General features: G+C 43.2%; 14 protein-coding genes. 13 read left to right on the top strand and 1 reads right to left on the bottom strand.

All coding sequences use genetic code 11. The features are described 5' to 3' along the window. The 12 genes from ACHWSC_RS13870 to ACHWSC_RS13815 all read left to right on the top strand — a co-directional run bounded on the left by ACHWSC_RS13870 (position 1) and on the right by ACHWSC_RS13815 (position 18,198). Complete coding sequence (locus tag ACHWSC_RS13870; RefSeq protein ID WP_198385951.1) at positions 1-858, top strand: transketolase; 858 nt, start codon at positions 1-3, stop codon at positions 856-858. Between the two features lie 28 nt (positions 859-886). Further along, positions 887-1,849: a transketolase family protein gene (locus tag ACHWSC_RS13865; protein WP_394677159.1), complete on the top strand. Its 963-nt coding sequence runs from the start codon at positions 887-889 to the stop codon at positions 1,847-1,849. Between the two features lie 69 nt (positions 1,850-1,918). After that, positions 1,919-2,752, top strand: coding sequence for an alpha/beta hydrolase (locus tag ACHWSC_RS13860; protein ID WP_394677158.1), 834 nt, complete (start codon positions 1,919-1,921; stop codon positions 2,750-2,752). Between the two features lie 120 nt (positions 2,753-2,872). Continuing rightward, positions 2,873-5,329, top strand: a complete 2,457-nt coding sequence (locus tag ACHWSC_RS13855; RefSeq protein ID WP_394677157.1) for a glycosyl hydrolase family 95 catalytic domain-containing protein — start codon at positions 2,873-2,875, stop codon at positions 5,327-5,329. A gap of 28 nt (positions 5,330-5,357) precedes the next feature. Next, positions 5,358-6,917 carry a glycoside hydrolase 43 family protein gene (locus ACHWSC_RS13850; RefSeq protein WP_394677156.1) on the top strand — a complete coding sequence of 520 codons (1,560 nt, stop codon included), beginning with the start codon at positions 5,358-5,360 and terminating at the stop codon, positions 6,915-6,917. Between the two features lie 6 nt (positions 6,918-6,923). Further along, positions 6,924-8,300, top strand: a complete 1,377-nt coding sequence (locus ACHWSC_RS13845; RefSeq protein WP_394677155.1) for a glycoside hydrolase family 43 protein — start codon at positions 6,924-6,926, stop codon at positions 8,298-8,300. Between the two features lie 11 nt (positions 8,301-8,311). Next, positions 8,312-10,216: a sialate O-acetylesterase gene (locus tag ACHWSC_RS13840; RefSeq protein WP_394677154.1), complete on the top strand. Its 1,905-nt coding sequence runs from the start codon at positions 8,312-8,314 to the stop codon at positions 10,214-10,216. An 82-nt stretch (positions 10,217-10,298) separates the two neighbouring features. Then, a complete protein-coding gene (locus ACHWSC_RS13835; RefSeq protein WP_394677153.1) occupies positions 10,299-12,398 on the top strand; it encodes a hypothetical protein in 2,100 nt (699 codons plus the stop codon). Between the two features lie 170 nt (positions 12,399-12,568). Then, entirely contained in the window at positions 12,569-13,981 is a 1,413-nt protein-coding gene (locus tag ACHWSC_RS13830) for an MFS transporter (protein WP_394677152.1), read from the top strand. Between the two features lie 19 nt (positions 13,982-14,000). Further along, positions 14,001-15,146, top strand: coding sequence for an endo-1,4-beta-xylanase (locus tag ACHWSC_RS13825; RefSeq protein ID WP_394677151.1), 1,146 nt, complete (start codon positions 14,001-14,003; stop codon positions 15,144-15,146). A 5-nt stretch (positions 15,147-15,151) separates the two neighbouring features. Beyond that, the gene (locus ACHWSC_RS13820; protein WP_394677150.1) at positions 15,152-16,123 is read left to right on the top strand and encodes a glycoside hydrolase family 43 protein; all 972 of its coding nucleotides are present in this window, start codon (positions 15,152-15,154) and stop codon (positions 16,121-16,123) included. A 23-nt stretch (positions 16,124-16,146) separates the two neighbouring features. Further along, positions 16,147-18,198, top strand: a complete 2,052-nt coding sequence (locus tag ACHWSC_RS13815; protein ID WP_394677149.1) for an alpha-glucuronidase — start codon at positions 16,147-16,149, stop codon at positions 18,196-18,198. Positions 18,199-18,243: 45 nt separating this feature from the next. On the opposite strand, the gene ACHWSC_RS13810 is transcribed toward ACHWSC_RS13815, so the two are convergent. Next, a complete protein-coding gene (locus tag ACHWSC_RS13810) occupies positions 18,244-19,107 on the bottom strand; it encodes an AraC family transcriptional regulator (RefSeq protein ID WP_088162333.1) in 864 nt (287 codons plus the stop codon). A 511-nt stretch (positions 19,108-19,618) separates the two neighbouring features. On the opposite strand from ACHWSC_RS13810, the gene ACHWSC_RS13805 reads away from it, so the two are divergent. After that, positions 19,619-20,635, top strand: coding sequence for a zinc-binding alcohol dehydrogenase family protein (locus ACHWSC_RS13805; protein ID WP_120332439.1), 1,017 nt, complete (start codon positions 19,619-19,621; stop codon positions 20,633-20,635). Positions 20,636-20,674: the final 39 nt, after the last annotated feature.

Below are 20,674 nucleotides of genomic sequence, written 5' to 3'. Positions count from 1 at the left end.
ATGACAAGACATAGTATCCATAATTTAGAAGCGATTGTTAAGCAAGTCCGAAGGGATATACTCCGCATGGTGCATGGTTGCCAGTCGGGACATCCGGGAGGATCGTTGGGCTGCACCGAATTGTTGGTCTGCTTATACTTTGAATTGATGCAGCGAAACGATCAGTTTGATTTGAATGGCCTCGGGGAAGACCTGTTTTTCCTTTCCAATGGTCATATCTCTCCGGTATTTTATAGTGTGTTGGCGCGAGCAGGTTATTTTCCAATCGATGAACTTGCCACTTTCCGAAAGCTCAATTCAAGACTGCAGGGACATCCGACAACACATGAAGGACTGCCAGGTATCCGTGTCGCTTCGGGATCCTTGGGGCAAGGTCTTTCTGTCGCTATTGGTGCTGCTCAAGCCAAAAAACTAAATCAAGATAACCGCATGGTTTATGTGCTTATGGGCGATGGCGAATTGCAGGAAGGGCAGGTATGGGAAGCGGCCATGTATGCAGCTCACAACGAAATGGACAATTTGATTGCTATTGTAGATTACAATGGTGCGCAGATTGATGGGGCTACCAATGATGTCCTTTCGCTGGGCGACCTACCCCGCAAATGGATGGCATTTGGCTGGAAGGTTATAGAGGTTATGCGCGGTAATGACATTGGTTCTGTGATTTCAGGACTTCGAAAGGCCCAAGCTTCGACCGGAACTAAAATGCCTGTAATGGTGTTGCTACATACAGAAATGGGAAATGGGGTTGATTTTATGATGGGCTCACATAAATGGCATGGCATAGCACCCAGTGATGAACAACTAGCTGTGGCCTTAAACCAGAATGCAGAAACATTGGGTGATTATATCGCCTAATCGTAGGACGATTTTGAAATAGATTAACATGAAAAAATATACATATACAGAATCAAAAGACACACGTTCTGGATTTGGTGCCGGTTTGCTGGAAGCAGGAAAGGAAGATGAAAATGTAGTTGCACTCTGTGCAGACCTGATCGGTTCGCTCAAAATGAACGATTTCATCAAGGCCTTTCCGGAACGTTTTTTTCAGATCGGCATTGCCGAAGCAAATATGATGGGTATTGCAGCTGGACTTACCATCGGTGGAAAAATACCTTTTACTGGTACATTTGCCAATTTTTCAACGGGTCGGGTATACGATCAGATTCGTCAATCTATTGCCTATTCGGATAAAAATGTGAAAATAGCGGCTTCGCATGCCGGCCTTACGTTGGGTGAAGATGGGGCGACCCATCAGATATTGGAAGATATTGGATTGATGAAAATGCTCCCGGGGATGACGGTTATCAATCCTTGCGATTATAATCAGACGAAGGCTGCAACGCTAGCTGCTGCCAAACACAAGGGGCCAGTCTACCTGCGGTTTGGACGACCCGTGGTGCCGGTTTTCACCCCGGAAGATCAGGAATTTGTGATCGGCGAAGCCGTGATGCTCAATCCGGGTACAACTGTGACTATTTTAGCAACTGGACATCTCGTCTGGGAAGCCATATGTGCCGGGGAAGAATTGGAAACATTAGGTATTGATGCCGAAATCATTAATATCCATACTATCAAGCCTCTAGATGAGAAAGCCGTACTGACTTCTGTCGCTAAAACAGGCTGTGTTGTTACAGCCGAAGAGCATAATCGTATCGGTGGACTTGGAGATAGTGTAGCGCAACTGTTGGCAAAACAATTGCCTACTCCGCAGGAATATGTGGCTGTAAACGACAGCTTCGGTGAATCGGGACCGCCTAGTGCGCTGATGGATAAATATGGCTTAAACGCCGATGCTATTGTCGCTGCGGTATTAAGAGTACTCAAAAGGAAAGAGGTGATTTAGTTGAAATTGGGCGTTGTCCCGTCAAGGCCGATAGACCCGCTATCTATTTACTATTAAACCAATTATAATATGAAAAAGATGATCTGCACCATGTTGTGCGTTTTTTCCACCAGCCTAGTGGCCCAGGCGCAGCAGACTGCCCCACAGGGATTTGATGTTGAGCGAAAATTGACATCAACTGGGAAAATAGATTCCCTTGTTTATCCTTCAAAAACTGTAGGAGTTAAGAGGAAAGCGCTGATATATACCCCGCCGGGATACAGTGCCGCAAAAAAATATCCCGTATTATATCTCTTGCACGGAATTGGCGGTGATGAAAGGGAATGGTTCAGACATGGAAATCCTCAGGTTATTTTTGATAACCTGTATGCAGAAGGAAAAATGGAACCTATGTTGGTGATTATGCCCAATGGCCGTGCCATGGAAGATGACCGTGCTGGTGGAAATGTGATGGCACCGGATCGGGTAGCGGCGTTTTCAACTTTTGAAAAAGATCTGCTCGATGACCTGATTCCATTTGCTGAAAAGCAGTTTCCCGTTATCAAGGATCGCGAGCACCGCGCGATTTTTGGATTGTCTATGGGCGGTGGACAGGCCCTGAATTTTGGACTTGGCCATATCGATACTTTTGCCTGGGTGGGGGGCTTTTCCTCCGCGCCCAATACCAAGATGCCCCAGGAATTACTGCCTGTTCCGAAAGAAGCTAAAGATAAATTAAAACTGCTGTGGATCTCCTGCGGTGACCAGGATGGTTTGCTCAATATAAGTAAGCGCACACATGAGTACCTTTCAGAACATGGGGTGCCTCATATTTACTATCTGGAGTCGGGCGGGCATGATTTCAATGTATGGAGAAATGATCTCTATAATGTTTCGCAATTGCTATTTAAGGATAAGAAATAAAGGCCTTACTAATTTGATAATAGCAATAAACAATTCGACGGTTTGCCTTGGCCGTTCTTAAAATGAGTTTGTTAGTCCTGATGATTAATTCCGAAACTGCAAAAAATACTATCAAGAAAAATGATTGAAAACTTTATTTGGAAGTACATAAGCCTATTCATTGCGATCTTGTCACTGCATACTACAGCGTTGTTTGCCCAAAAGCGATCGGCATTGATCCTATGGTATGATCGGCCTGCAGACGAAAAGGTATGGGAACAAGCTTTACCGCTTGGAAATGGTCGGTTGGGCGCGATGGTTTATGGAATTCCATCTTGTGAGCGTATGCAGCTCAATGAGGAAACAATTTGGGCGGGAGGTCCTTATCGCAACGATAATAAGAAAGGTGGAGCGGCATTAAAAACTATTCAGAATTATATATTCGATGGGAAACCAGCTGAAGCCGATAAGCTTGCAAATGAAACCTTTTTCACTAAGACACATGGCATGCCCTATCAAACGGCGGGAAATATTCTGCTGCGATTTCCTGGGCATGAACGGTACCGGCACTATTATCGCGAACTGGATATTGAACGGGCAGTTGCGCTGTCGCGTTATACAGTAGATGGGGTAACATTTACCAGAGAAGTTTTTACTTCGTTTGCTGATGATGTCATTGTCATGAAAATAAAGTCGAGCAAGAAGGGGAAACTCAACTGCACATTAACTTATGAGAATGAGTCGAAGCATACTATTTACAAAAACGGTGATAAGCTTATTTTAGAAGGACGAGGATCCGATCACGAGAGTATTAAAGGGCAGGTTGTTTATCAGATTCATACGGGAGTAAAGCATACCGATGGACAGCTTGTTGTGAAAGAGGAATCGATTGATATAAAAGGTGCAAGTTCCGTTTGTCTTTATATTTCAATTGCGAGTAATTTTCAAAATTATAAACAACTGGGAGCTGATCCCTATAAGCTGGCCGCGGAAAGATTAGAAAAGGCCATGGACAAAGACTATCAGCAGGCTTCACACCAGCATACTGTTACTTATAGCAGACAGTTTAATCGATTCCAGCTGCATTTGGGGGATGCTAGTAGCGAACAACAGTTGCCGCTGTCCGCGCGTATTGCGGACTTTGCACGTACACAGGATCCGGCCTTAGTGACCTTGTTGGCTCAATTTGGGCGCTATCTGCTCATCTGCTCATCACAGCCGGGTGGCCAGCCTGCTAATCTGCAAGGTATCTGGAACCGATCCATGCAACCAGCTTGGGACAGTAAATATACGATCAATATAAATACCGAAATGAACTACTGGCCAGCTGAGGTCACCAACCTTTCCGGTACGCTTCAGCCGTTATTTTCCATGATCAAAGAACTCAGTGAACGTGGTGAAGAAACCGCGAAGACATTGTACCATGCGCGTGGCTGGGTGGCCCATCACAATACCGATATCTGGCGCGTGACGAGTCCGATTGATTTTGCCGCTGCCGGAATGTGGCCAAGCGGGGGTCTTTGGCTGTCTCAACATCTTTGGGAGCATTACCTTTTTACGGGAGATAAAGAGTTTTTGCGGCAACTTTACCCGGTTATGAAGGGAGCTTGCGACTTTCTTTTGTCTGCGCTTGTCGTGCATCGTGGTTATCCAGCTGAAAAATGGCTCGTCCTGAGTCCCTCAATTTCGCCCGAGCAAGGGCCACTTGCGGCAGGCGTGACCATGGATAATCAACTATGCTACGACATGCTTACCCGTACCGCTTTGGCGGCAGAAGCGCTCGATGTTGATGCAATGTATAGGGATACATTGCTGGCAACGGCACGGCGGATTCCACCAATGCATATCGGTCGATTTAATCAGTTACAAGAATGGCTGGAAGATGTGGATGATCCTCAAAATCAACACCGGCATGTATCCCATTTATACGGATTGTTTCCAGGTAGTCAAATTTCACCGTTCCGCACGCCTAAATTGTTTGAGGCTGCACGTAATTCATTGATATATCGAGGTGATTTTGCGACGGGATGGTCAATTGGATGGAAAATAAATTTATGGGCCCGTTTATTGGATGGAAACCATGCCTACAAAATTATAAAGAAAATGCTGAGCATTTCCGATGAAAACCATCCCGATGGACGTACCTATCCAAATCTTTTTACGGCACATCCTCCATTTCAGATTGACGGTAATTTTGGCTTAACAGCGGGTATTGCGGAGATGCTGGTCCAAAGCCACGATGGCGCTGTGCATCTGCTGCCAGCGATTCCCGATCAATGGAAAGAGGGTTGGGTAAAGGGTATCAAGGCGCGTGGTGGATTTGAAATTGAAATGCAATGGAAAAAAGGGAAGATAAAGGAGGTAATGGTCTTTTCACCTTTAGGCGGTAATTTGCGGCTACGGACAGCTTCGCCATTGAAAGGATCTGAACTTCAAATCGCAAAAGGCGATCAGACTAATACCCTTTTAGCTCCTGTAATAACACCAGTAAGTATTCAATCTGCAGATTCACAGCTGAAAGGAATTGAATTACCAAGCTATTATGAATACGATGTACAAACCTTGCCTGGAAAACATTATACTTTTAAGGCTTACTAAATTAATGCGACTAATGAATCCTGTCAATATGTTAAGAATGAAAATCGGCGCTTTTGTCTTCTCCTTAATGATCCCGTTTTTGGGAGCATTGGCGCAGCAAGCCCATAATCCAATCATCTTTGCTGACGTGCCCGATATGTCCATGATACGCGTCGGTGATACCTATTATATGAGCAGTACGACCATGCACATGAACCCCGGTGTCCCGATTATGAAGTCCAAAGACCTGGTCAATTGGACGTTGATTAATTATGCGTACGATCGTCTTGGCGATCAGGATGAACTCAATCTGTCAAACCATAAAAATGCGTATGGGCACGGCTCCTGGGCAAGCAGTTTGCGCTTTCATGAGGGGCGGTACTATGTCAGTACATTTTCGGCCAATACAGGAAAAACGCATGTCTACCACACAGCAGATATTGAACATGGCCCCTGGGTTTCGAAAGAATTTCAGCCGATGATGCACGATCATAGCTTATTCTTTGACGAGGGGAAAATATATATGATCTGGGGTGGGGGACGTATCTATATTGCTGAATTATTGCCTGATTTTTCAGGTGTTAAAGCAGGAACACAACGCGTATTGATAGACGATGCCTCTTTACCCGCCAAGCCTAAAGAAGGCAAAGCCGGTTTACCTGCTGAAGGATCCCAAATGTTTAAGATCAATGGTATGTATTATCTTTTTAATATTTCATGGCCAGCGGGAGGAATGCGCACGGTGATTGTACATCGGGCGAGCCAATTGGAAGGTCCATATGAGGGGAAAGTGGTTTTGCAGGATCAGGGTGTGGCACAGGGAGGTCTGATTGATATGCCCAACGGAAAATGGTATGCTTATCTTTTTCAGGATTATGGTGCTGTAGGCCGAATTCCGTTTTTGGTTCCTGTCAAATGGGAAGATGGATGGCCAGTGCTTGGTATTGACGGAAAAGTCCCGGCCACATTGGAACTTCCCGCAAATAAAAGCTTAAGCCCCGGAATTGTTGACTCGGATGATTTTGACCGGAAAGCCGGACAAGCCGCCCTTCCCCTGGCATGGCAATGGAACCATAATCCAGTTGTTGATCTTTGGTCAGTGACCGAACGCAGTGGCTTTTTGAGACTGCGAACCGGCGACCTTACTGATGACTTTCTTTCAGCTAAAAATACATTGACGCAACGCACCATCGGCCCGAGCTGCAGCGCCGCTATTGCTGTAGAGGTTTCTAACATGAAAGATGGTGATTTTGCAGGAATATCGCTATTGCAAAAAAACTATGGTTTAGTAGGAGTCCGGATGGAAGGAAATACAAAATCCTTGGTAATGATTAATGCGATGACGGGGGCGCCACAAGAACTGGCGAAGATCAATCTCAAACAGCAGCGTATATTTCTTAAAGCAAACTGCGATTTTTCAAACAAAAAAGATACGGCCCAATTTTTTTATAGTACCGATGGACACCATTGGAAGATGATAGGTAACGTGCTAAAAATGAGTTACACCATTCCTCATTTTATGGGGTATCGGTTCGGACTTTTTAACTATGCGAGTAAAGAGGCTGGTGGCTACGTAGATTTTGATTACTTCCATTTAACCATAAATTAAGATGATATGAGAAAACAATTTTTTACGTTATTTCTGTTTGGATTCCAATTCCTGTTTTTGCCTTCAATAAATACGTTAAAAGCACAAAATCCGATCGTACAGACATCCTATACGGCGGATCCGGCACCATTAGTGTATAATAACCGTCTTTATCTTTATACCACGCAGGATGAAGAAGAATCCACCTGGTTTAATATGAACAATTGGCGGGTGTATTCAACCAATGACATGGTGAACTGGACCGACCATGGTGCGATTCTCTCTTATACAGATTTTGAATGGGCAAAAGGGGATGCTTGGGCGGCGCAATGTGTTGAAAAGAATGGTAAATTTTATCTATATGTGCCTGTTATTTCTAAACTCAACAATCGTGGTGCGATCGGTGTTGCAGTTGCTGATAGTCCGTTGGGACCTTTTCATGATCCCTTGGGAAAACCATTACTACAGAGTGAATGGGGCGATATCGATCCGACTGTGTTTATTGATGACGATGGTGAGGCACATATGTACTGGGGGAATCCTCAGCTGAAATATGTCAGGCTGAATGAAGATATGATCTCTTATGCGGGTGATATCGTTGAGGTTCCGATGACAGCAGCATCATTTGGAAAAAGAGTGGGAGATCCGAAACGACCTACAACCTACGAGGAAGGTCCCTGGTTGTACAAAAGAAACAGCTTGTATTATCTTTTTTGGCCGGGAGGCCCTTTACCTGAATTTATTGGGTATTCGACCAGCAAAAAAGCCGAAGGACCCTGGAAGTATGGTGGTGTAGTCATGTCAGCCGAAGGAAAAGCATTTACAAACCATCCTGGTGTTGTCGATTTTAAAGGGAAGACCTATTTCTTTTATCACAATGGAGCTTTACCCGGCGGGGGAGGTTTCACGCGCTCTGTTGCTGTTCAGGAATTAAACTTTAATCCAGACGGCAGTATCCCGCCGATGAAAATGACTGCAGGAATTACTCAGGGGCTAGCAAACGTAAACCCTTACGAACTTCATCAGGCCGAAATGATTGCTTGGTCCGAGCATGTTAAATCCTATCAGCATGAAAAAGTAGGCGTTTTTATAAAGGCAAGGAAAGATGGAGCTTATACCTGTGTGAAAAATGTTGAATTTGGTGAGAAAGGTGCCAGCACTTTTTTTGCGCGGGTGGGAACAACACATAACGGTGGTGTGAGTATGGAGGTTCGTTCGGGAGCGATCGATGGGGCTTTATTAGCTACGATACAAGTTCCTATGACAGGAGGCGATGACCGCTGGACTACAGTGGAGACTGTATTAGCCGATAAAGTGAAGGGAATACATGATTTATACTTTGTTTTTAAAGGCAAGGCTCCGTCGAATATTCTGTTTTTCGATTGTTGGAAATTTGGAAGGTAAAGTGGTAGAATATGTTTTTTAGAATAGAAAATTTCTTTTGTTTTTCATCTTTTTTTAGTCGTCTAACGCTGGTTACTGTTTGGCTTCTCGGACTACTACCATGTGCTGCCAGTGTACGGTTGCCAGCGATCATGGGGGACCAGATGGTTCTACAGCGGGATATCGATCTTAATATTTGGGGATGGGCAGCGAAAGGCGAAAAGATTACTCTTCGTTTTAGAGGGGCATACTATTATACAGAAGCAGGGGGGGATGGTAAGTGGTCTGTGCATATCCCGCCACAGCATTACGGTGGTCCTTATCTCATGGAGATCAATGACATTGTTATTCGCGATGTGTTAATTGGCGATGTCTGGCTCTGTTCGGGCCAGTCCAACATGGAGACACCGATTAAGCGGCTTGTCGAACGTTTTCCTGAAATAAATGAATCGAATAATCATATGATCCGCTATTTCAAGGTGCCGACACAAAATAGTATAGTGGATAGACAGGAAGATATACCTTCTGGTGAACGATGGCATTCGGGTATCGCCTCTGATGTTATGAATTGGACGGCATTGGCCTATTTTTATGCGATGGAGTCCTATCGGCATAATGGTATTCCTGTCGGAATGATCGTATCTAGTCTCGGCGGATCAGGAATAGAGCGCTGGATTGATCAGAAATATCTGAAAAAGTTTCCTGAATTGTTGCTAGATCAACATGCTGTCGATAGCTTTCGGTTGGCCGAAAGAGATCTGGGAGCGGATTATTGGACGAAAGAAGAATATAACGATTCGGATTGGCCAACGGTGCTGGTGCCTGAATACTGGAAAAAAGCGCAGCGAACTACTAAAGGGGTACGTTATTACCGGAAGGATTTTACTGTTCCGGTAGCTAAAGAAGGGCGGCATGCTAAGTTGTATTTGGGGACTCTGATCGACAGCGATTCGGTGTATGTCAATGGTCATTTTGTAGGTTCTACTGCCTACCGTTACCCGCCACGGATTTACGATATTCCTGCAGGGATACTTCATGCAGGAAGAAATAATTTAACCGTTCGCCTGCGATCGGATGGAGGGGATGGCGGATTTACACCCGATAAATCCTATAAGATTAGATTGGACGATGTATGTATTGATCTTGCAGGCGAATGGCGTTGGCAAATTGCGATCGAGCAGGAAGAAGTTGAAAAGTATAAAAGCCGCCTGCGGCATTTGGGGCAGGTTGGTTCAGGCCTGTATAACGGAATGATCTATCCATTGCGCGGCTATGGAATAAAAGGTGTTCTCTGGTATCAAGGGGAAGCAAATGCGGGCGATCCATCCTATTATCAAAGCTATCTTACTAGTTTGATCAGTAATTGGCGCGCGCAATTTGGTCAGCCTCAGCTTCCTTTTTTGATGGTGCAGCTGCCCAACTTTATGGCCAAAGATACGTTACCGGCGGAGTCTAACTGGGCAAGGATCAGGGAGGCTCAATTTGAGGTTAGCAAAGAGGTCCCTTTAACAGCGCTTGCCGTGACTTATGATCTTGGTGAGTGGAACGATATACATCCGCTAAATAAGAAGGATATGGCAAAGCGATTATTTCTATGCGCGCGTAAGATGTTGTATGGCGAACAAGTAGTTGCCTCCGGCCCACGGTTTAAACATATGCGGACCGATGGAGATCAAGTTGTCGTTTCATTCAACGAAATTGGAAAGGGACTGGCTATCGGTCATGGTAAAAAATTGCAGCATTTTGCGATTGCAGGTTCAGACAGAAAATTCGTATGGGCGAATGCAGTTTTACGAGGGAATGAGGTTGTATTGAGTCATCCAAAGATCAGCAGTCCACAGGCAGTCCGCTATGCATGGAGCAATAATCCCGAAGATGCAAATCTAGTCAATAAGGAAGGAATGCTAGCTGTGCCATTTCGTACCGATAATTGGTAGCATGAGTAGTTCGAAGCAAAAAAATCAATTGAATAGTATAAAAATATAATTCAGCAATTTAAGTAATTAATATAATCAATTTATGAAGGGACTAAATATTGTCTTAAAAAAACGGACAATTGTATTGTTATTATCCGTTACGGGAATTTTATCAACAACACGGGCGTTGGGGCAGCAGCAAAATATGGTGAAGGATCTCAGTAAGGGGTTTGTGCACCAGTCTATAGGTAATCCATATCTACCGCTTTGGGAGCATCTCCCTGATGGTGAACCCCGTGTTTTTGAAGATCCTGACCAGCCGGGGAAATATCGCGCATATATCATTGGTTCCCATGATTTACGTTTTACGAGTTATTGTGGGCCTGACATTCGGATGTGGTCAGCGCCGATTGAAAACTTAACGAGCTGGCGAGACGAGGGGGCTATTTTTAGCTATCCGATTGATGGAAAATGGGATGTGATGTATGCCCCAGATCTTGTAGAGGTCAAACGTAAAGATGGAAAAAAAGAATACTACTTGTTTCCACACAGCAGAGGAGATAAACGTGAAGCAATGGTAGTCAAAGGCGATCGACCAAATGGCCCCTTTAAACCTATAAACCTCACGGAAGACGGTAAGCGTACTTTGCCCGGAAGTATCTTAGGGTTTGATCCGGCCGTTTACATTGAATATGTGACGGATCCCAAAGATCCTGATTATGAAATTGGATTCCGGGCATATGGTTTTTGGGGTTTTCAACGCTCGATGGCGGCACAGTTAGATCAGAAAACGATGTATTCGCTACGATCAGGTACCGAAATTATTAATTATCTATTGCCAGCAAGTGCACGATATGGTGAATTGCGTGATCCAAAAGGTACCGCCTATCCTAATATTTTTGAGGGCGAGGATTTAGGAACTTTTAATTTTTTTGAAGCTTCATCAATTCGTAAAGTCGGCAACAAATATGTTTCGGTATACAGTGGCTATTCGGGTCCTGAATATGGGGTAGGGAGCTCAAATTCAACCTTGCGGTACGCGGTGGCGGATTCACCTTTGGGGCCTTGGAAGAGTGGTGGTGTTTTGGTCGATTCGCGTGCTCCAGTATTAAATAAAGACGGATCGGCTATCGAAACCAGCAATGCGGGGCATAATACCCATGGCAGTATCGAATTGATCAATGGACAATGGTACGTATTTTACCATAGACCGCCACGCGGATTTGGCTTTGCACGTCAGGCGGTAGTAGAACCTATCAGAGTTTCGTGGGATGAAAAAAGTGTAAAAGATGGTGGGATGGTTGCTATCCGAGCTTTTGACCCATTTCAAGAAAATTTAACCATCAAAGATAAGCAGGGAAAAGAATATAAAGGTGCAGAGGTGACATCGGAAGGATTCCATTTCTATGGATTAGACCCCTATCGGTATTACTCGGCTGGATATGCCTGTTATCTTTCAGATATCAGTTTACAACAGGATTCATGGGACGTATGGGATAACCATATGCCTGTGACAAATATGAAAAATGGAACTATCGCAGGTTTTAAATATTTTGGATTTGGTGGCCTGAAACAGGATAAATTTGGATTAAAGGCGTTCGAGGGAACAAAAAAAGGAAATCGTACGACCTTCAATCTGTTTATTACACCAAAAACACAAGCTTCATTTAAGGTCAATGTGTGGCTGGATGGCCCTTGGGATAACGAAACCTGGAAGGGAAAGCGTATTGCGCAAATAACAGTTCCCGCAAATACGGCGACAACAGTAAAGCAATTTACGGTCGATGTTTCTAATTATGTCGATCACTTGGATGGCAAACATCCCTTGTTTCTAGTCGCCGAAGGTGAAGAGGGAAAGCCGCTTTTTGATTTTATAGGATTGGGATTTAGTTCGAAAGACAAAAAAATTGAACGTCCGGTACCGCCTTCGGTTACGATTACAGTGAATGGCAAAAAACTAATGTTGCCTTCGATTCCTGTGCGATCTACCGATGAGAACGGCATCGTTGGTTACAACCATTATGAAGTTACTTTTCCAATGGAAACCAACGATAAGAAGATTCCTGTGGTGAAGGCTATGGCAAATAACCCTGAAGTTGAAATCAAAGTTAAACAAGGCAGCTCGGTGACCGATTACGCACAGGTCGATTGTGTTTACAAAGGACAAACCAAAAGCTATCTGGTAAAGTATGTAAAGAATTGAACCGTTAGCCGGTAAGCGGCTTTACAAACATGTAGAAAAAGGCTGTCCCAAGAAAATGGGCAGCCTTTTTTAAACATTTTTATTGGAATATAAAACATTTGTATTGGTTCCTGGTAGAAAGCTACTTGTAGTTTTACCCTTGTAATTCAACTAATCGAATAACCAATTATATGGATCAAAGTATGACAGAGGTAAAGCCTATTAAAGGTTTTTACAAACTTTCAATGAAACAACGGGTGGGGTTTGGCGCTGGTGATCTTGCACAGAATCTTATTTACCAGACTGTTTCGATGTACCTCCTGATTTTTTATACCAATGTTTATGGAATTTCTGCTGCTTCGGCGGGAGTCATGTTTCTCATTGTCCGAATCGTGGATGTGCTGTGGGATCCCATTGTAGGTGCATTTGTCGATAAGAGAAATCCCCGGATGGGAAAATACAGATCTTATTTGGTGTTGGGAGGAATTCCATTGACGGGGTTTGCAATTCTGTGTTTTTGGAATGGCTTTTCGGGTTCTTTGGCCTACGCTTATATTACCTATGTTGGCCTATCAATGCTTTATACTTTAGTGAATGTTCCCTATGGTGCTTTAAATGCTTCTTTGACGAGGGATACGGACGAGGTGACAAAACTAACATCGACGCGCATGTTTATGGCGAACGTGGGCGGGCTGGCTGTTGGATATGGCGTACCGCTGGTCGTACAGTATCTCTCTCCAGATGGAAAGATAAACTCAAAAGATTCGGCCGAAGCCTGGTTTACAACGATGCTGATCTATGCTTTAGTCGGATTGGCCCTTCTGATTTTTTGTTTCTCACAAACAAAAGAACGGGTTATTATGGATGAAAAGGATACTGATAATGTACGCGTATCTGATCTATGGCGAGAATTTAAGCACAATCGGCCTTTGCGTATTTTGGCGTTTTTTTTCATTACAGCATTTGCGATGATGGCCATCGGTAATTCGGCAGGATCCTACTACATGATCTATAATGTACATGCTCCAGATATGCTACCTTATTTTATGGCTCTGGGCTCCCTGCCTGCTTTTATTTTTATGCCATTGGTGCCGGCTATCAAACGTACAATAGGAAAGAAGCAAATGTTCTATGTTTTTCTGACTGTCGCTATCCTTGGAATGCTCATGTTGTACATAATTTCATCCAACGAGACACTCAAGAGTAGTATTGGACTGGTATTGGCTGCTCAGTTTATCAAATCAACTGGTGTAATCGTTGCTACGGGGTATATGTGGGCACTTGTACCTGAAGTCATATCCTATGGCGAATATAAAACCGGTAAGCGTATTTCGGGTATTGTCAATGCACTGACAGGTATTTTTTATAAGGCTGGAATGGCATTGGGAGGTGTCGTCCCTGGATTGGTACTGACTTATGTTGAATTTGATAAAGATAATGCCGTAAGACAATCTGCATTGGCTGAAAAGGGAATTTTATGGTTGGTGGCTGTTATTCCTGCAGTACTTTTGGTGCTCGCGATGTATGTTATCTCCAAATACGAGCTGGATGATGTAACGATCGATAAAATTAACCGGGATATAGAATCAAGACATACTTATTAATCAAAAATAAACCATGAAGATGTTAAAAACTATTTTTGTGGCGGTAGCAGCCTTACTATTTGGTCCTGCTGCTTCAGCCACTTTGCAGAACCTGAAGGGGGCTCCTGATTCATTGACCTTGAAAGATGCATTTGAGGGTAAATTTTTTATAGGAACAGCATTAAACCTTGATCAGATATGGGAGCGCGATCAGGCAGCGGTCGCGGTGGTCAAAACGCAGTTCAACTCCATAGTTGCCGAGAATTGTATGAAAAGTATGTTTTTGCAACCAAGGGAAGGTGAGTTCGATTTTAAGGATGCGGACCGCTTTGTCGCATTTGGAGAAAAAAATAAAATGCAAATTATCGGTCATACGCTGATTTGGCATTCGCAGACACCAGCTTGGTTTTTTGTCGATAAAAATGGGAAAGAGGTCACCCGAGAGGTACTTATCGAACGCATGCGGAAGCATATACAAACCGTTGTTTCCCGTTATAAAGGAAGGGTATTTGGTTGGGATGTGGTGAATGAGGCCATATTGGATAATGGAGAATGGCGTAAAAGCAAATTCTACCAGATCATCGGGCCGCAATTTATTGAATTGGCCTTCAAATTTGCGCATGAGGCAGATCCAAATGCAGAATTATATTATAACGATTATTCAACTGCTATCCCCGAAAAAAGAAAGGGTATTATGCGCATGGTGCAACAGGTAAAGGCCGCCGGTGGGCAGGTCACTGGAATTGGTATGCAGGAACATAATGCATTGGACAATCCATCGGTCGATGAAGTCGAAAAAACCATACTCGGATTTGCGGGGCTTGGTGCGAAGGTAATGGTGACGGAAATGGATATTTCGGTCCTACCGCATGTACGTCCCAATATGGGCGCAGAAATAGGGGAGCGTCATGCCTACAGTAAAGCGATGAACCCGTACGAAAAAGGACTTCCTGCAACGAAAATGAACGAGTTGGGAGCGAGATATGTAGCGTTTTTTAATTTATATCTCAAACATCGGGATAAAATATCGCGTGTGACATTGTGGGGTGTTAGCGATGGAGACTCATGGAAGAATGGTTGGCCTATTCCGGGACGTACAGACTATCCGTTGTTATTTGACCGGAATTATCAGCCCAAACCTTTTGTAAAAGATATTATTGCGTTGACTCAAAAAAAAAAGAAATAAGAAAAATGAACAAAAGTAAGTATTTATATCCCGGAGGTTACATGGCTGATCCTTCAGCGCATGTTTTTGAAAGCAAAATTTATATTTATCCTTCTCACGATAGGGAAAGCGGCATCCCCGAAAATGATAACGGCGACCATTTCGATATGCAGGATTACCATGTATTTTCCCTAGAAGATATCAATGCGGAGGTTGTTGATCATGGAAAGGTATTGGATGTAAAAAACATTCCTTGGGCCGGTCGTCAGCTTTGGGATTCCGATGTAGCCGAGAAAGACGGGAAGTACTATATGTATTTCTCCATGAAAGACAAAAACGATATTTTTAGACTGGGTGTCGCTATGGCAGACCAACCCTATGGACCATTTGTGCCGCAGGATAATCCAATTAAGGGAAGTTACAGTATTGATCCATGTGCTTTTAAAGATACAGATGGTTCCTATTATTTATATTTTGGTGGTATATGGGGTGGACAGCTTCAATTTTATCGGAATAATAAGATTGTTTTGCCCAATGAATTGCCGAAATCTGATGAAACTGCATTGTCGCCAAAGGTTGTCAAGATGTCTGCTGATATGCTGGAGTTTTCGGAACAGCCGCGGGATCTTGTTATTTTAGATAAAGAGGGCAAACCATTAAAGCATGGGGATACGGAAAAGCGATTTTTTGAAGCTTCCTGGATGCATAAATATCAAGGTAAGTATTATTTTTCCTATTCTACAGGCGACAGCCATTTGATTTGTTATGCCATCGGAGACAATCCTTATGGACCATTTACTTATCAAGGGGTGATCTTATCGCCTGTTGTTGGTTGGACCACACACCACAGCATCGTGGAATTCAAGGGCAAGTGGTACCTATTTTATCACGACTCGGTTCCGTCTGGAGGAAAGACCTGGCTCAGAAGCATGAAAGTTATTGAGTTGACGTATGATGAGAATGGTCATATTAAGCCAATCGATGGATTGTCTTCTTAAAAAATGTATTTGTTTTTTCACGGATGAGGTATACCATGTATTTCCATTTCTTATTGTTGATGTTGCTTTGTAGTATCCCCACTACTTTACGGTCGGAGGATGGCAGTCAATTGTGGCTGCGGTTTTCAAAACAGGAGAAACCTGTAGGCACCATCCAGGTTATAAAAGGAAAATCAACCAATGTAACCTTGGCATTGGCAAAACAGGAACTGGAATGTTACTGGAAGGGAGGGGATGTCATCTTAAAATTAGATCCTAGCCGAAAGGATTTAAAAGATGGCTATCAGATAAGCCAACACGAAAATCAGGTTTATGTGATTGCCGGCCAATCTGTGGGTATATTATATGCTGTTTATCATTTATTACGTCTTCAGGAAACGGGAGTAGGGATACCCCGCTCGGGATGGGTTGAAATACCTTCCTATGATATCAGGGTTTTAAATCACTGGGACAATCTGGACGGGACAATAGAACGCGGCTATGCCGGGCATTCATTATGGAACTGGGGGGAATTGCCGAATAAACTTTCATCCCGATATGAACAATATGGACGAGCCAATGCTTCGATAGGAATTAATGCGACGGTATTGAATAACGTGAATGCTTCTTCGGATCTCTTGAAGACGGACTATCTGATAAAGGTTAAAGCGTTGGCGGATGTCTTTCGTAAATATGGAATTAAAGTATATGTGTCAATCAATTTTTCCTCACCCCAAAACATAGGCGGTTTAACCAATTCAGATCCCTTAAATCAGGAAGTTAAGCGCTGGTGGAAATCCAAAGTCAAAGAAATTTATGCATTAATTCCGGATTTCGGGGGATTTTTGGTCAAAGCAAATTCTGAAGGACAACCAGGACCGCAAGATTACGGAAGAACCCATGCGGATGGGGCAAATATGCTTGCCGATGCGCTAAGTCCTTATGGTGGTATAGTGTTTTGGCGGGCTTTTGTCTATCATCCGACTAAAGATGACCGTGCCAAACAGGCTTATCAAGAGTTTGTTCCCCTTGATGGCGAGTTCCGGGACAATGTTATTCTTCAAGTAAAAAATGGGCCTATAGATTTTCAGCCCCGAGAGCCATTCAATCCTTTGTTGGGCGCGATGCCTAATACAGCAAAGATGCTCGAATTTCAATTGACACAGGAATATTTGGGCTTTTCTAATCATCTGGTCTATTTGGCCCCCTTGTTTAAGGAAGTATTGGATAGTGATACCTATGCCAATGGGAAAGGGCAAACGGTGTCAAAATTGACCGGCAGTAGGGGGCATTTGGGAGGTAAAACTGCAATCGCCGCTGTCGCCAATATTGGTTTGGATACCAATTGGACAGGGCATCATTTTGCCCAGGCCAACTGGTACGCCTTTGGGCGCCTGGCGTGGAACAATAACCTTTCGTCGGCTCAGATAGCAGATGAGTGGATACGTATGACTTTTACTGGAGTTGAGGAGTTTGTGGAACCTGTAAAGAAGCTGATGCTTGAATCACGGGAGGTAGCAGTCGATTATATGATGCCTTTAGGTCTACATCACCTTTTTGCTTTTGAGCATCATTACGGCCCAGAACCTTGGGGCGATATCCCGGGGGGACGTCCAGACTGGATGCCATGGTATTACCATAATGCGGATAGCGTGGGATTAGGCTTTGACCGAACGGTTAATGGAAGTCGTGCTGTAACACAATATAATCCACCATTGGACAAGATTTATGGGAATATATCCACTTGTCCTGAAAATCTTTTATTGTGGTTTCATCATGTTTCTTGGAATTATCGAATGAATAGCGGCAATACGCTTTGGACCGAATTATGTTTCCGTTATGATCACGGTGTCCAAAAAGTGAGGGAGTTTCAAAAAGTTTGGGATCGTATGGAAAGGTATATTGATCGATCACGTTTTTCGGATGTTCAAGCTAAACTGAGAATCCAAGCTAGAGATGCAGTTTGGTGGAAAGATGCTTGTCTGCAGTACTTTCAGTGTTTTTCGCGTCAGCCGATTCCTTACGAGTTGGAGCGACCGATACATAATTTAGAGGAGTTAAAGAAAATTAAGCTGCCGATAGGGCATCATAATTAATAACGAAAGCAATGTCTTCAAGACCTTATTCATAAATGGGGTACTTTATCTGCTTATTCGACGTTTATAAATCGTAGGTGTTTCGCCCGTTATTTTTTTAAAGAGTCTGTTGAAATAAGATATATTTTCAAAGCCCAATTTAAAGCACAGCTGTTGGATATTGTCTTCATCGATTAACATCATCAACTGTGCTTTTTCTATCTTTTTTTGATTGATGTAATGTACCGGTGTGGCATTCATGTGTTTTTTGAAAAGTCGGATCAGATGATCTTTGGAGATAAAAATCAGATTGGCAAGTTGTTCGATTGAAATCGTATGATTGATATTTTCGTCTATGTAATCGAGCACACGCAGAAGTCGTTTTTCTACTTGTGGTATTTTGTTGGTCGCTTCTGCTAGAAATCGGCTCATCAACAAATGAATGATCGCTTGGTTTTCGGAGGCTCTGGCGAAAGGCGAAGCCGTTTGAAGTGCCATGTTTTTCATTAATTCTGATGAATTATCGTAGCCCTTTGGATCGTAAATTTTTAACTCACGACCTGGATTCGAGGCATAGAGATGCTGGATGACTGTTTCCAATAGCTGATCAGATTTGATCTCCTTTGGAAAAGTGTAACGATCAAAAATACTTGACCTTATTTCGGGATTTTCATAAATATGGATGTAATAAAGCGAGAGTTTAGCTGAGCAGGCATAGCTATGATGGATATAGGCTGGTGTAAGATAGAGATGGCCAGGTCGAAGTTTAATGATTTCATCCTTTAAAATAATAGATGCCTCACCTTCACATACATAATGTATTCTTGCAAAAGGACTCTTAATATTTTGAAAGTTCCAATCTGCCAGATGTTCCGCATAGCCAATATTCAATAGTGTAAAATCGAGTTTATTCTTTTCGTTATTTATCATTATGCTAAGCGGAAAAATAGTTAGATACCATATTAATCTCAGATACAATAATACTCGTTTTCTCTAAAAAAAAACAACACTTTTTACGTACAGTTGTCGATAATGTGGTTTTTGCGCAAGCAACACATCTCTAAGAGATCGTTGTATGTTTTTTGTGGAATTATTCCGAGAGTTTTGTTTTTTGTGAAGGTGATGGTTTCATAACAGCCGTACTAGTAGCTGAACTTATCTGAGCAATTTTTTTTTAGCATCAAGCAATTTATCTGATCGTTACTAACCTTCCCTTATTTGGAATTTTTGAAAGAGAGGTTTTGCAATATATAATGGGATGGATCGATATCGTGTTAGTTTTTATCGCTAATGGAGTTCCTTTCTCCATTCTATATAATTATTTTTGACTATACGATACTAGTAAAGATTCCAAAACAGGAAATCTCATCAATTCCGACAGGAGCTTTGATACAATTCATAATCAACGCAATTGTTATTTAAATCTTGATGCCATTTATAAATGAAAGCAATAAAAATAGTGAAAGAGGGACGTGTGGAAATCATGGATATTCCGCAACCGACTGTTAAGGATGGACATGTCCTCGTAAAGGTAGACTATGTTGGATTCTGCGGTTCGGATCTGAATACCTTTCGGGGGTTGAATCCATTGGTCAATTTGCCGGTCATACCAGGGCATGAAATTGGGGCAACGGTCGTGGAATTGGGGACTAATGTGACAACTGATCTTAAGGTTGGTACAAAAGTTACAGTAAACCCGTATTCCAACTGTGGTGTTTGTACCGCATGTAAAAATAATAGGCCCAACGCTTGCCGTTACAACGAGACTATGGGGGTACAGCGCGATGGTGCCATGACCGAATATCTTGTCTTACCTGTTGAAAAGATCATCGCTGGGGGACAACTTTCATCCAAAGAATTGGCTCTTGTGGAGCCTATGAGTGTGGGCTTCCACGCCGTTGACCGAGCATCGGTAACAGACAGCGATATTGTATTGGTATTTGGATGTGGTATGATTGGAGTGGGGGCAATCATTCGGTCAGCATTACGGGGAGCAACAGTCATTGCTGTCGATGTGAGTACTGAAAAGCTCGAACTAGCGAAAAAACTAGGTGCAAAGTATGCGATTAATAGCGCTACGGAAGATCTGCATGCGAGATTGGATGTGTTGACTCAGTCCATGGGAGCTGATGTTGTTATCGAAGCCGTTGGCCGAAAGGAAACATACCTGGCGGCCATTGCTGCCGCTGCATATACAGGCAGAGTGCTGTATATCGGGTATGCAAAGGAAGCAATTCCTTTTGATACACAGTTTTTTGTCAAAAAGGAGCTGGATATCAGCGGGTCGCGCAATGCCACGGCAAAGGATTTTGCTGCGGTAATGAATTACTTGAAAATGAAAACCTGCCCGATCGAAGAACTGGTAACGGCTATTTATCGGGTGGAGGATGCACAATTGGCCTTGGAATCATGGTTGAATGATCCTGGACGTGTTTTTAGGCTACTGATCGCGTTTTGATCGAAGCGGCTTTGGCTTTGTGAAAGATCGAATTGAGGG

This window comes from uncultured Sphingobacterium sp. (genome assembly GCF_964277905.1).
In the GTDB taxonomy this organism is placed as follows: domain Bacteria; phylum Bacteroidota; class Bacteroidia; order Sphingobacteriales; family Sphingobacteriaceae; genus Sphingobacterium; species Sphingobacterium siyangense.
The sequence above is the reverse complement of the archived record's forward strand: the minus strand, read 5'-3'. Positions and strand labels throughout refer to the sequence as shown.